At 73.3% G+C, this 12,412-nt stretch carries 9 protein-coding genes; 6 read left to right on the forward strand and 3 right to left on the reverse strand.

The window, feature by feature from the left end:
* The first annotated feature begins 38 nt into the window (after nt 1-38).
* Both AB0O67_RS16925 and thiD read left to right on the forward strand, forming a co-directional pair.
* A complete protein-coding gene (locus AB0O67_RS16925) occupies nt 39-1,004 on the forward strand; it encodes a thiamine-phosphate kinase (RefSeq protein ID WP_365450688.1) in 966 nt (321 codons plus the stop codon).
* Nucleotides 1,001-1,792, forward strand: a complete 792-nt coding sequence (thiD, locus tag AB0O67_RS16930; RefSeq protein WP_365450690.1) for a bifunctional hydroxymethylpyrimidine kinase/phosphomethylpyrimidine kinase — start codon at nt 1,001-1,003, stop codon at nt 1,790-1,792. The genes AB0O67_RS16925 and thiD overlap by 4 nt, the downstream gene beginning before the upstream one ends.
* A gap of 186 nt (nt 1,793-1,978) precedes the next feature.
* Here thiD and rpmB read toward each other — a convergent pair whose 3' ends face one another.
* A complete protein-coding gene (gene rpmB / locus AB0O67_RS16935) occupies nt 1,979-2,164 on the reverse strand; it encodes a 50S ribosomal protein L28 (RefSeq protein ID WP_003993230.1) in 186 nt (61 codons plus the stop codon).
* Nucleotides 2,165-2,467: 303 nt separating this feature from the next.
* Between rpmB and AB0O67_RS16940 the strand changes: the two genes are divergently transcribed.
* Complete coding sequence (locus AB0O67_RS16940; RefSeq protein WP_365450691.1) at nt 2,468-4,189, forward strand: DAK2 domain-containing protein; 1,722 nt, start codon at nt 2,468-2,470, stop codon at nt 4,187-4,189.
* 74 nt (nt 4,190-4,263) lie between these two features.
* Here the strand turns inward: AB0O67_RS16940 and AB0O67_RS16945 are convergent, their stop codons facing one another.
* Both AB0O67_RS16945 and AB0O67_RS16950 read right to left on the reverse strand, forming a co-directional pair.
* Nucleotides 4,264-7,236: a tetratricopeptide repeat protein gene (locus tag AB0O67_RS16945; RefSeq protein WP_365450692.1), complete on the reverse strand. Its 2,973-nt coding sequence runs from the start codon at nt 7,234-7,236 to the stop codon at nt 4,264-4,266.
* Nucleotides 7,229-9,076: an HSP90 family protein gene (locus AB0O67_RS16950; RefSeq protein ID WP_365450693.1), complete on the reverse strand. Its 1,848-nt coding sequence runs from the start codon at nt 9,074-9,076 to the stop codon at nt 7,229-7,231. Before AB0O67_RS16950 ends, AB0O67_RS16945 begins: the two co-directional genes overlap by 8 nt.
* A gap of 187 nt (nt 9,077-9,263) precedes the next feature.
* On the opposite strand from AB0O67_RS16950, the gene recG reads away from it, so the two are divergent.
* From recG to AB0O67_RS16965, 3 genes are all read left to right on the forward strand, one after another.
* A complete protein-coding gene (gene recG, locus AB0O67_RS16955) occupies nt 9,264-11,468 on the forward strand; it encodes an ATP-dependent DNA helicase RecG (RefSeq protein ID WP_365450694.1) in 2,205 nt (734 codons plus the stop codon).
* Between the two features lie 177 nt (nt 11,469-11,645).
* Entirely contained in the window at nt 11,646-12,233 is a 588-nt protein-coding gene (gene rsmD, locus AB0O67_RS16960) for a 16S rRNA (guanine(966)-N(2))-methyltransferase RsmD (protein ID WP_365450696.1), read from the forward strand.
* Between the two features lie 26 nt (nt 12,234-12,259).
* On the forward strand, nt 12,260-12,412 hold a 153-nt coding region (locus AB0O67_RS16965; RefSeq protein WP_365450700.1), incomplete at its 3' end, for an adenylyltransferase/cytidyltransferase family protein.

The following is a 12,412-nucleotide window of genomic DNA, read 5'->3' on the forward strand; positions in this document are numbered from 1 at the left end:
GACCGGGCACGCACAGGGACAGAAGGGGCGTAAGGGAAATGAAGGGGACTGTTGGTGAGCTCGGGGAGTTCGGGCTCATCAGGGAGCTCACCTCCCGCCTCACCACCACCCCGGCGGTGCGGGTCGGGCCGGGGGACGACGCCGCCGTGGTCGCCGCACCCGACCGCCGGGTCGTGGCCAGCACCGACATCCTGCTGGAGGGACGGCACTTCCGCCGCGACTGGTCCACGGCGTACGACGTCGGGCGCAAGGCGGCCGCGCAGAACCTCGCGGACATCGCCGCCATGGGCGCCGTGCCGACCGCGCTGCTGCTGGGCCTCGTGGTGCCGGCCGAACTGCCGGTGACCTGGGCGACCGAGCTGATGGACGGGCTCCGCGACGAGTGCCAGGTCGCGGGCGCGTCCGTGGTCGGCGGCGATGTCGTCGGCGGGGACATCATCACGGTGTCGATCACCGCGCTCGGTGATCTGCGCAACCAGGAGCCCGTGACGCGGGCCGGCGCGCAGCCCGGCGACCTCGTCGCGGTGACCGGCTGGCTGGGCTGGTCGGCGGCCGGATACGCGGTGCTCTCGCGGGGTTTCCGCTCGCCGCGCGCCTTCGTCGAGGCCCATCGGCGCCCCGAACCGCCGTATCACGCGGGTCCGGCGGCCGCCGGGCTGGGCGCGACGGCGATGTGCGACGTCAGCGACGGGCTGATCGCCGACCTCGGGCACATCGCCGAGGCGAGCAAGGTCCGGATCGACGTGCGGTCCGGCGCGATCGACATCCCCTCGCAGATGCACGACATCGGGCAGGCGGTGGGCGTCGACCCGCTCCAGTGGGTGCTGACGGGGGGAGAGGACCACGCGATCGTGGCGACCTTCCCGCCGGACGTGAAGCTGCCAGCCCGCTGGAAGGTGATCGGCGAGGTGCTCAACCCGTCCGCGCTGCCGCAGGTGACCGTCGACGGGGCACCCTGGACCTCCAAGGGCGGTTGGGACCACTTCGGAGGGATCGAGTCATGAGCGCACCACCCAGGGTGCTGACCGTCGCCGGATCCGACTCCGGCGGCGGCGCCGGCATCCAGGCCGACCTGAAGACCATGCTCGCGCTCGGCGTGCACGGCATGAGCGTGATCACAGCGGTGACCGCGCAGAACAGCCTCGGTGTGCAGGGCGCCTGGGAGCTGCCCGTGGAGGCCGTGCGGGCCCAGTACCGCAGTGTCGTCGACGACATCGGCGTGCAGGCCGTGAAGACCGGCATGCTGGCCTCGGCGGAACTGGTCGAGGCGGTGGCCGAGTTGATCACCGGTACGGACGCGCCGGCCGTCGTCGACCCGGTGGGCGTCTCCAAGCACGGCGACTCGCTGCTGGCGGCCTCGGCGCTGGACTCGGTACGGACCAAGCTGCTGCCGGCCGCGACCGTGGTGACGCCGAACCTCGACGAGGTGACGCAACTGACCGGGGTACGGGTTGAGTCCGAGGCCGGGATGCGCGAGGCGGCAGCGGCCGTGCTGGCGTACGGGCCGCGGTGGGTCGTGATCAAGGGCGGACATCTGCGCGGGGAGGCGGTGGACTTGCTGTCCGACGGCTCCGAGGAGCTCTGGATGCGCGCGCCCCGCCACGACAACCGGCACACGCACGGGACGGGCTGCACGCTGGCCTCGGCGATCGCGTCCGGGCTGGCGCGGGGGCTGGCCGTGCCGGAGGCGGTACGGGCGGCGAAGGAGTACGTCACCGGGGCGATCGCGGCCGGCTTCGCGCTCGGCGGCGGGATCGGGCCGGTGGATCATGGCTGGCGGTTCCGGAACTGAGCCGCCCGCTCTGAAGGCGCCCGGCGGAAGAGCACGCGGGAAGAGCACACCGGCAGAGCCCACCCGGAGAACACAGCAAGAAGCCGGCCCACCTGAGGTGGACCGGCTTATGCAGCGAACCAGCAGTGGCCGCGCGCGATGGGGTCCCCCCTGCTCGAGCGAAGCCGAGAGCCAGGGGGATGTGCGTCAGCGCGAGACCTTGCCGGCCTTGATGCACGAGGTGCAAGCGTTCACGCGCTTCGGCGTCCCGCCCACCACGGTACGCACACGCTGGATGTTCGGGTTCCAGCGGCGGGACGTACGGCGGTGCGAGTGCGAGATGTTGTTGCCGAAGCCCGGCCCCTTGCCGCAGACGTCGCAGTTGGCAGCCACGGGTCACTCCAAAGACTTCAGATGCACTTACGGTTGATCCCGGCATGCCGGGACCGAAATCTTAGACTCTTGCGAGCCGTCTGAGATCTGAGTGGCGCTGCCAGGGGAATGGCCCGATCAGGATCGGGCAACCGGAGCAGCATACAACGGCTGCGCCCGTACAACGAAATTACCATGGCTGCTCAGGGGCCCGCCCCGCCCTCTTCCGGTGATCACGGGCCCCAGGGCTACGCTGCGTCCCAGTCCAGCAGCCAGACTCCGCGTCTGCGACATGATCGGCCGGGCAGGTCCTAGGAGGCGCAGGTGCCGCAGACGTTCCTCGATGCTCTCGCGGTGCGCACCTGGTGCGGTCTCGCGCTGGAGACGCTCGGACGCGCGCGTGAGGAGATCGACGCGATCAACGTGTACCCGGTCGCGGACGGGGACACCGGCACCAATCTGTACCTGACCGTCGAGTCGGCCGTGGCCGCCGTCGAGGCGGTGTTCGCCGCCCACGAGGTCGACGCGGGCAACCCCGGGCGGCCCTCGCTGGCCGAGGCCGCGCAGGCGATGGCCCACGGGGCGCTGATCGGCGCGCGGGGCAACTCCGGGACGATCGTCGCGCAGCTGTTGCGCGGCATGGCGCAGGTGCTCGCCGCCGGCAGTGACGACGCCCACACCGACGGGGAGGGCCTGCGGCTCGCCCTGCGCCGCGCGGCGGACGCCGCCCGCCAGGCCGTGGCACACCCAGTGGAGGGCACGGTCCTGTCGGTGGCCTCGGCCGCCGCCGACGCGGCCGGGGGAGCGGAGGGCGACTGCGGGACGGTCGCGCGGGCCGCCTACGAAGGGGCCCGGGCGGCCCTGGCGGCGACCCCGGGGCAGCTGGCCGTGCTGGAGCGAGCCGGGGTGGTGGACGCCGGTGGGCGCGGGCTGGTCGCGGTTCTGGCGGCGCTGGTGGAGACGTTCACCGGGGAGGTGCCCGGGGCGGTCGCGGTGGCGGCCGAAGCACGGCACACGCGCGTGCGGACGCCCCACGACGACGAGAGCCCCGGCGGCGAGAGGCCCGGCGACGAGCGCACCGGCGACGGGACGACGGAGTGCGCGGACGGCGCCGAGGAGGACGGTCCGGCGTACGAGGTGATCTACCTCCTGGAGGCCGGCGATCTCGCCGTGGCGCGCCTGAAGGAGCGGCTCGACGTCCTCGGGGACTCGCTCGTCGTGGTCGGCGGCGACGGGCTGTGGAACGTCCACGTGCACGTGGACGACGCCGGAGCCGCGGTCGAGGCGGGCGTCGAGGCCGGACGTCCGTACCGGATCAGGATCACGCATTTCGGCGCGGGCGACGCGCACACGGTACGAGGCGAAGTGCGCCCCCGGGAGCGCGTCCAGCGGGCCGTGGTGGCCGTCGTGCCGGGGGAGGGGCTGGCCGGGCTGTACGCCGAGGCGGGCGCCACGACCGTGCTGGCGCGTCCCGGGGAGCCGCCCGTGAGCGGGGAGCTCGTCGAGGCCCTGCGGCGGGCGCACGCGCGCGAGGTCGTGCTGCTGCCCAACGACCCCGAGCTGCGCCACACCGCCGCCGCGGCGGCCGAGCAGGTCCGTGCCGAGGGCATCCGCGTCTCCATGATCCCCACCCGGTCCGCGGTGCAGGGCATCGCGGCGCTCGCCGTGCACGACCCGGAGCGCCGCTTCGACGAGGACGTCGTGTCCATGACCTCCGCGGCGGGCGCGACCCGGTACGGCGAGGTCGCCCTCGCGGAACGCCAGGCCTGGACCATGGCCGGCATCTGCCAGGCCGGTGACGTCCTCGGACTCATCGACGGGGACGTGGCCATGATCGGGACGGACGTCACCAGCGTCGCCGCAACGGTGCTGGAGCGGATGCTCGCGGCCGGCGGGGAACTGGTGACGCTGGTGCTCGGGGACGAGGCCCCGGAGTCCGTCGCCGAGCACCTGGAGGGCCGGGTGCGGGAGGCCTATCTCGCCGTCGACACGGTGGTGTACCGGGGTGGGCGGCAGGGGGCCTTGCTGCTGATCGGGGTGGAGTAGTCCGGCCCGCCGGGTTGCTGCCCGCCGGGGTGCTCGTCAGCGGGCGGGCCGACGGCCGGCGCTCGGCCTGCTCGTCAGCAGCCCTCCTCCTGCGCCTCCTGTCCCTCCCGCACGACCCGCAGCATCTGCTCCGCCTCCGCCTGCCGCTCTCCTGCCCCCTCGTCGTCCTCGGCGGCGTCGACGTATTCCTCCAGGACCGCTCGCGCGCGGGCCGCCGCCTCGGTGGTGCGGCCCAGGTCGGCCGCCAGCCAGCCCGCGGCGAGCTCCGCGCCGGTACGGGCGTGCCGGGCGTCGGCGCCGAGCGAGGCGAACACCGAGATGGCCTCCTCGACCTCCGTCAGCGCATCCTCGAACGTGGCCCGGATCGAGCCGTCCTCGGCGTCCTCGGCCGACGAGCGGGCGAGCAGGTCGCCGAACTGACGGTGGGTGTGCCCGAGTTCGGCGGTGAGCCGCTGCCGGGACTCCTCGTCGCCCGCCGTGCTCAGGGCGCCGGCGCACTCGTGGACGGCCGCCGCCATCAACTCCCGCGCGGCCTTCGTGCCGTCGTCCGTGCGCAGTGCGAGCCACGCGCGGGCGCGCAGGGAACGGACGAGGCCGTGGACGTTGCCCAGGGAGCGCCACAGCTCACCCGCGCGCGCGTAGGCCTGGTCCGCCTCGGCCGGCATCCCGGCGTGCCCCAGGGACTCGGCGGCGAGGTGGGCCAGGGTGGCGTGGTCGTGCTGCTCGGGCCAGTGCCGGGCGATCTCGGCGGCCTGGAGGCGGCGTTCGGCCGACGCCCGGTGCTCGCCGAGCTCGCTCAGGCAGTCACCGAGCCACCACTGCGTCTGCACGATCGCGCCGTCGCCGTGCGTCTCGGCGCTCAGATCGGGCAGCGCCGACTCCAGCACCTCCGCGGCCTCGGCCCACCGGCCCTGCCGCAGCAGGAACCCGCCGAGCAGGTGCCGGGCCCAGACGCCGAAGGTCGGGCCCTCGCCCGCCTCGTCGGCCCAGTGGGCCGCCTCAAGGGCGTGCTCGGCGGCCTCGCCGGACTGCCCCCGGCCGCCGAGGACCTCGGCCAGCTGAAGATGCAGCTGGGCCCGACCGGTGGCCTCCAGATGCGGTCCCCCGTGCTCCAGGGCCGACCGCAGCGCCCGCTCGGCCTCCGTGGTGTCCCCCAGGTGCTGGGCGAGTCCGGCCAGCCGCGCCTCGTACTCCACCGCGAACCACGGCAGCCCCGCCTCCACGTACGCCGTCGCGGCCCGCGCGAACAGCACGGCGGCCTTCTCGACGTCCCCGTGGTGCACGGCCAGCTCGGCGAGCATCGCCCGCGACTCCGCCGCCCGCGAGGCCAGCCGGACGTCGTCCCCGCTGTGGCCCTCGACGAGCGCCAGCACCTCCCGTACGGCGGCCTCGGCCTCCGCCAGGACGGTTTCCTGCGAGGCGCCGGCCACGGTCGCGTCGTCGGCCTCGTGCACCCGCCGCATCAGGATCCGCGCCCGGCCCATCAGGACGGACGCGGTCTGCCGTACGCCGGTGCCGTCCTCGGCGTACAGGGCGAGGACCTCGTCGTAGGGCCCGGCGACCGCCTCGACGGCCTCGTCGACGCGACCGGCGAGCGCGCGGACGTACGCGGCACGCGCGCGTGCCGCCAGGGCCTCGCCCGGGTCGCCGGCCGCCACGTACAGGTCGGCGGCCGCCTCGAAGAGTTCGGCGCCTGCGGGGCCCAGGTCCATCGCCTCGTGGTCGACGATCTCCGCCCGGTCACGGGCGTCCAGCTCGGCCCCCTCGGCGGCCCGCGCGACGGCCGCCCAGGCCTCGACGGCGTTCGGCCGCAGGGTGTCCGACAGGCGCCGCGCCTCGGCCAGCAGCGCGGCCAGGTCGGGCTCCTGCGCGGTCGAAGCGGGCGCGGGCGTCACGGGCGCCGGGGTGACCGGCCGCGCGGTGTACCCCAGCCGGTCCGAGCGCACCCCCAGGGCGAGCCGCTCGACCAGCGGACGCTGCTCCATGCGCGCGCGTACCCGCTCGGTGACGTGCGCCGTGCCGTTGCGCACGTCGAACCGTGCCGCCAGGGCGAGAGCCTCACCACGCGCGTGAGCGGCCAGTTCGCGCGCGGTCCACGACCGGTCGGCCGGCCCCGGCACGCCCTGGTCGCCGAGGCCCAGCTCGGTCAGCCGGTCCATGAGCAGGGCCACCACGCTCATGAAGTCCATCCGGCTGCGCGGATGCCCGGTGTCGGTGAAGTACGCCGGCCGCTCGGCCAGCAGTTCCAGGCCACGCGCCTCGTTGCCGGTGAGCGCGCAGAACTCGACGTGGTCCGCGTACGCGCCGCGCATGCTCTCCATGGCCCGCACGAGCCGGAACCCCCGCAGGTGGTGCGCGCGCGCCTCGTCGAGGCGGCCCAGCCGCAGCAGGGGCGACAGGGAGGACGCCAGGACGGTGTGCGGCTCGTGGGCGCACGCGAACTCGCCCTCCAGGACCGGCGCCCACAGCTGAAGGGCCACGGCGTCCCGGCCGCGCTCCACCTGCCACCAGCCCTGCCCGTGCAGCTCGCAGGCGTGGCAGTCGGCCATGCCGTCCCGGTCCGCCGCCAGCCACGCCGCGTACGCCCGCTCCGCGCGGTCCACGTCACCGACGTGCGCGGCCACGCTGAACTCGGCGCTGCGCACCGCCCGTTCGGAGTGCCCGGCGAGGCGGTAGCGGTGCTCCATCTCGCCGAGCCACTTCTCGATGGAGGCCAGCGGGACGTGCGGCTGGTCGAGCATCCCCGCCGACATCCACTTGAAGACCCAGTGCAGCGACAGGGTCTCGTACTCGTCGAAGTCCTCGGGATGCTCGTCCCACATGCGCAGCAGGCGCGCGAAGGGGACGAACATCTTGTCCTTCTCGGAGCTGTAGTTGTAGACCTTCAGCTGGTGTCCGAGCGCCTCGATCACGGCGAGCGGGACGTTCAGCTTCTCGGCCTGGGCGAGCAGCTGTTCCGCGCGCGCGTTGCGTGCGGGTCCCTCCGGCTGCTCGGAGTTCTCCGCCATCGCCCGGCGCAGCGCGTCGAAGTCCGTGATCTCACTCATCGGTGACCGTCCCCCGGGAGTCGGAGTCGCTGTGGGTGGCCCATTCCAGCAGGCCGATGAACGCCCGGTTGAGCAGCGCGGAGTCGGCGGGCCGCAGCGGACGCTGCGCCATCAGCAGGGCCTGGCCGTACAGCGACTCCGTGGCGGTGCCGACGAGTTCCGGATCCTTCACGGAACTGATCCTGCGGATCAGCGGGTTGAGGTGGTTCAGCACCAGACGCGCGCGGGGGGCGCTGCCGCGCAGCGAGCCCAGGATGCCCGCCCACAGGTCGTCGGCCTCCTCCTCGGCCGCCGCCCGGGCCTGCTCGTGCCGGGCCGCCCGGTCGTCCAGGTGCAGCGCGGGCACGGACAGCGGGTGGAAGGCGCGCAGGACGACGTCGCAGCCCAGCGGGTCCAGCTTGGCCCGCGCGGCCGCCAGGAAACCGGACAGGGCCAGTTCCTCGGCCGGGTCGACGGCGTCCAGGTGGGCGGTCACGGTGTCCGCGTCCAGCTCGGCGACGACCGTGCCCGGGCGCACCGACGGCAGCGCCTGGACCAGCTCGCTGTCGTAGGTGTAGCCGCCGTTGACGACCCCGACGCCCTGCGCGGAGGCGATCGGGGCGACCTGCCGGTACTCCTCGACCGTGCGCGTGAAGTGCACCACCGGGTGGCGCAGCGCGAACTCCTCCAGCGACAGCTGCCCGTCCGTCGTCTCGAACGGCAGCCACGGCAGCATCGTGCGCAGCATCTCCGTGTCGTGCCGCGCCAGGGACTTCACCCCCAGGTGATGCACCGACAGGAAGGCCGCCAGCCGCTCCGGGTCACCGGCGGCGAGGCCGGTCAGCCAGGAGCGAATCCTTTCGCCCAGGGCGTCCCGTACGGCGGCCAGCGTCTCGTCCTCGTACAGCGACTCGCGCGAGGCCGTGGGCCGCAGGCTGTCGGTGTCGAGCACACAGCGCACGAAGAACGCCCAGTCGGGCAGCAACTGCTCGGCCCGCTCGGTGAGCAGCATGCCCTTGAGGTGGACGCGGTGCCGCGCGCGCTGCGCCGGACTGACCGCGGAGGGCAGCACGTAGGCCACCCCGCGGATCCCGGCGAGCGGCACGTTCAGCTCGATCGCGTCGAGCGGCGTGAAGCCGAACAGGTCGTGACAGTGCCGGGCCAGGGCCACCCGCCGGGTGGCGGGGGAGGGATAGGGCCGGTCCCAGGGCGCTGGCAGGTCGGTGACCTCCTCGTCGCCCACCCGCACGTCGTACGGCAGCAGCGAGCCGAAGTCCCGCGCCAGCGCGAGCACCCGCTCCTCGCTGAGCCACTCGCCGGCGCCCGCCCGCGCCTCCAGGTACACGGTGGTGCCCGGCTGGGGCCGGGCCGCGCCCGGCAGCGTCCGCACGGTGTACGAGCCGTCGTCCGTCGCCGTCCACTCCACGGGCCGGGCATCCGGCGTACGGGCGCTGCGGCTGACGACCCGGATCCGCTCGGCCACCACGAAACAGGCGAGCAGCCCGATGCCGAACTGCCCGAGGAACTCGGCGCGCACCTCCTGGATGCCGTCGGCCCGCTTGGAACTGCGCCCGATGGTCGCCAGCAGGTTGTGCACGTCGGCCTCGGTGAGTCCGATGCCGGAGTCCTCCACCCGCAGGGCGCCCCTTTCGGCGTGCAGCCGCACCCGCGCCGGGGCGTCGGGCTGCTCGGCCCGGCGGGCGGTGATGGCGTCGACCGCGTTCTGCAACAGTTCGCGCAGGTAGACCTTGGGGCTGGAGTAGAGGTGATGGGAGAGCAGGTCCACCAAGCCACGCAGGTCGACCTGGAACGTATGAGGTGAAGGGGAGGCCTGTGATGCCTGTGAGGTCTGGGAGTCCATCGTCACAGCGCCGGTGGGGGGAGCGCTTCGGCGCGGGGTCGGGCGGTCCCGGTGAGCGGTGACCGCGAAAGGATGGCCGGAGCGCGTCATCCTAGAGCCGGAGCGAACCGTCTGACCAGGGGTTTCCCAAGACGTATACGGATCTGCCGCCGGGGCGTATGCGCCGTTGTCAGTGCCGTGGTGTGCAATGGATCTCGTGCCCGCACTGGAAGAACCACTGAAGAAGGTGCTCGGCCCCGCCACCGCGAAGGTGATGGCCGAGCACCTCGGCCTGCACACCGTCGGCGACCTCCTGCACCACTACCCGCGCAGATACGAGGAGCGGGGCCAGCTCACCCACCTCGCCGACCTCCCCATGGACGAGCACGTCACGGTCGTCGCCCAGGTCGCCGACGCCCGCCTGCACAGCTTCGCCTCCGCCAAGGCGCCCCGCGGCAAGGGCCAGCGCCTGGAAGTCACGATCACCGACGGCAGCGGCCGGCTCCAACTGGTCTTCTTCGGCGCCGGAGTGCACAAGCCCCACAAGGAACTGCTGCCGGGCACCCGCGCGATGTTCGCGGGCAAGGTCTCCGTCTTCAACCGCCGTCTGCAACTGTCACATCCGGCGTACGAGTTGCTGAAGGGGGACGCCGAAGAGGCGGTCGACACCTGGGCGGGCGCCCTCATCCCGATGTACCCGGCCACCGCCAAGCTGGAGTCCTGGAAGATCGGCAAGGCCGTCCAGACCGTGCTGCCCAGCGCCCAGGAGGCCCTCGACCCGCTCCCGGCCTCCTTGCGCGAGGGCCGTGGCCTCGTCTCCCTCCCCGAGGCCCTGCTCAAGATCCACCGCCCGCACACCAAGACGGACATCGCCGCCGCCCGTGACCGCCTCAAGTGGGACGAGGCCTTCGTCCTCCAGGTCGCCCTGGCCCGCCGCCGGTACGCCGACGCCCAGCTCCCGGCGGTGCCCCGGAGCGCCGCCCCGGACGGCCTCCTGGCGGCCTTCGACGACCGCCTGCCGTTCACCCTCACCGAGGGCCAGCGGAAGGTCTCCCGAGAGATCTTCGACGACCTGGCCACCGACCACCCGATGCACCGACTGCTCCAGGGCGAGGTCGGATCGGGCAAGACGATGGTGGCCCTGCGCGCCATGCTGGCCGTCGTCGACGCGGGTGGGCAGGCCGCCATGCTCGCGCCCACCGAGGTGCTCGCCCAGCAGCACCACCGGTCGGTCACGGAGATGATGGGCGAGCTGGCCGAGGGCGGCATGCTCGGCGGCACCGAGCACGCCACCAAGGTCGTGCTGCTCACCGGCTCGATGGGGGCCGCCGCCCGGCGCCAGGCCCTGCTGGACCTGGTCACCGGTGAGGCCGGGATCGTGATCGGGACGCACGCCCTGATCGAGGACAAGGTGCAGTTCCACGACCTCGGCCTGGTCGTCGTGGACGAGCAGCACCGCTTCGGGGTCGAGCAGCGCGACGCCCTGCGCGGCAAGGGCAAGCAGCCGCCGCACCTGCTGGTCATGACGGCCACCCCGATCCCGCGCACGGTCGCCATGACGGTCTTCGGCGACCTGGACACCTCGGTCCTCGACCAGCTCCCGGCCGGCCGCTCCCCGATCGCCAGCCATGTCGTCCCGGCTTCCGACAAGCCCCACTTCCTGGCCCGGACCTGGGAGCGGGTGCGAGAGGAGGTCTCCCAGGGGCACCAGGCGTACGTCGTCTGCCCGCGCATCGGCGACGAGGAGGACGACCCCAGGGCCGCGAAGAAGAAGTCCGCCGAGGACGAGGCCGAGAAGCGCCCGGCGCTCGCCGTCCTCGACATGGCCGCCCAGCTCGCCGGCGGCCCGCTCCAGGAGCTCAGGGTCGAGGTGCTGCACGGCCGGATGCAGCCCGACGACAAGGACGCCGTGATGCGCCGGTTCGCCGCCGGTGAGACGGACGTGCTGGTGGCCACGACGGTCATCGAGGTCGGTGTGAACGTGCCGAACGCCACCGTGATGGTGATCATGGACGCGGACCGCTTCGGCGTCTCCCAGCTCCACCAGTTGCGTGGCCGCGTCGGCCGTGGCTCGGCCCCGGGACTCTGTCTGCTGGTCAGCGAGATGCCCGAGGCGAGCCCGGCCCGGCAGCGGCTGAACGCGGTGGCGGCCACGCTCGACGGCTTCGAGCTCTCCCGGATCGACCTCGAACAGCGGCGCGAGGGCGACGTTCTCGGCCAGGCCCAGTCCGGTGCCCGCACCAGCCTGCGGGTGCTCGCCGTCATCGAGGACGAGGAGATCATCGCCGAGGCCCGCGAGGAGGCCGCCGCCCTGGTCGCCGCCAACCCCGACCTCACCGGTCTCCCGGGCCTGCGCACGGCACTTGACGCCCTGCTGGACGAGGAGAGGGAGCAGTACCTGGAGAAGGGGTGAGCGAGGTCGTCGTCGCCGGGTGGGGCGGCGTCCGCGAGGGCGCGGGGAACCGCGCGAGCAACCACGACGGAGCCGCGGAAGCCCCCGACGGAGCCAGCGGAAGCCCACGACGGAACCCACCCCCTTCCCCCGCCTGCCAGACTGAACCTGTAAAGGCACCCACCCCAAGGACCCAAGATGACCCGCGTGATCGCCGGCGCCGCCGGCGGACGCCGCCTGGCGGTCCCGCCGGGGACCGGCACCCGCCCCACCTCCGACCGCGCCCGCGAGGGGCTCTTCTCCACCTGGCAGTCCCTGCTCGGCGGCCCCCTCGACGGCGAACGTGTGCTGGATCTCTACGCCGGTTCCGGCGCCGTCGGCCTGGAGGCGCTCTCGCGCGGCGCCGGCCACACCCTGCTGGTGGAGGCGGACGCCCGGGCCGCGCGCGTCATCCGGGAGAACGTGCACAACCTCGGCCTGCCCGGCGCCGAGGTCAGGTCGGGCAAAGCGGAACAGATCATCCGTACCTCCCCGCCGAGCGAACCGTACGACCTCGTGTTCCTCGACCCGCCGTACGCGGTCACAGATCACGATCTTCGGGAGATCCTGCTCACACTCCGTTCGGAGGGGTGGCTCGCCGGAGAAGCCCTCGTCACCGTGGAGCGCAGCACCAGAGGCGGCGAATTCGGGTGGCCGGAGGGCTTCGAAGCCCTGCGTACCCGTCGGTACGGTGAGGGAACGTTTTGGTACGGTCGCGCCGCCTCCACGTGCGAAGACGCACCATGACCGGACCTGAGAGCGAGGGATCTCAAGTGCGCCGAGCCGTCTGTCCCGGGTCGTTCGACCCGATCACCAACGGTCATCTGGACATCATCGCCCGCGCGTCCCGTCTCTACGACGAGGTCTACGTCGCGGTGATGATCAACCAGTCGAAGAAGGGCCTCTTCGAGGTCGAGGAGCGGATC

Source organism: Streptomyces sp. NPDC086077 (genome assembly GCF_040686175.1).
Lineage (GTDB): Bacteria > Actinomycetota > Actinomycetes > Streptomycetales > Streptomycetaceae > Streptomyces.

Coding starts and splice junctions, on each gene's coding strand:
- AB0O67_RS16925 (WP_365450688.1), top strand. CDS start 39: ATGAAGGGGACTGTTGGTGAGCTCGGGGAGTTCGGGCTCATCAGGGAG.
- thiD (WP_365450690.1), top strand. CDS start 1,001: ATGAGCGCACCACCCAGGGTGCTGACCGTCGCCGGATCCGACTCCGGC.
- AB0O67_RS16945 (WP_365450692.1), bottom strand. CDS start 7,236: ATGAGTGAGATCACGGACTTCGACGCGCTGCGCCGGGCGATGGCGGAG.
- AB0O67_RS16950 (WP_365450693.1), bottom strand. CDS start 9,076: ATGGACTCCCAGACCTCACAGGCATCACAGGCCTCCCCTTCACCTCAT.
- recG (WP_365450694.1), top strand. CDS start 9,264: ATGGATCTCGTGCCCGCACTGGAAGAACCACTGAAGAAGGTGCTCGGC.
- rsmD (WP_365450696.1), top strand. CDS start 11,646: ATGACCCGCGTGATCGCCGGCGCCGCCGGCGGACGCCGCCTGGCGGTC.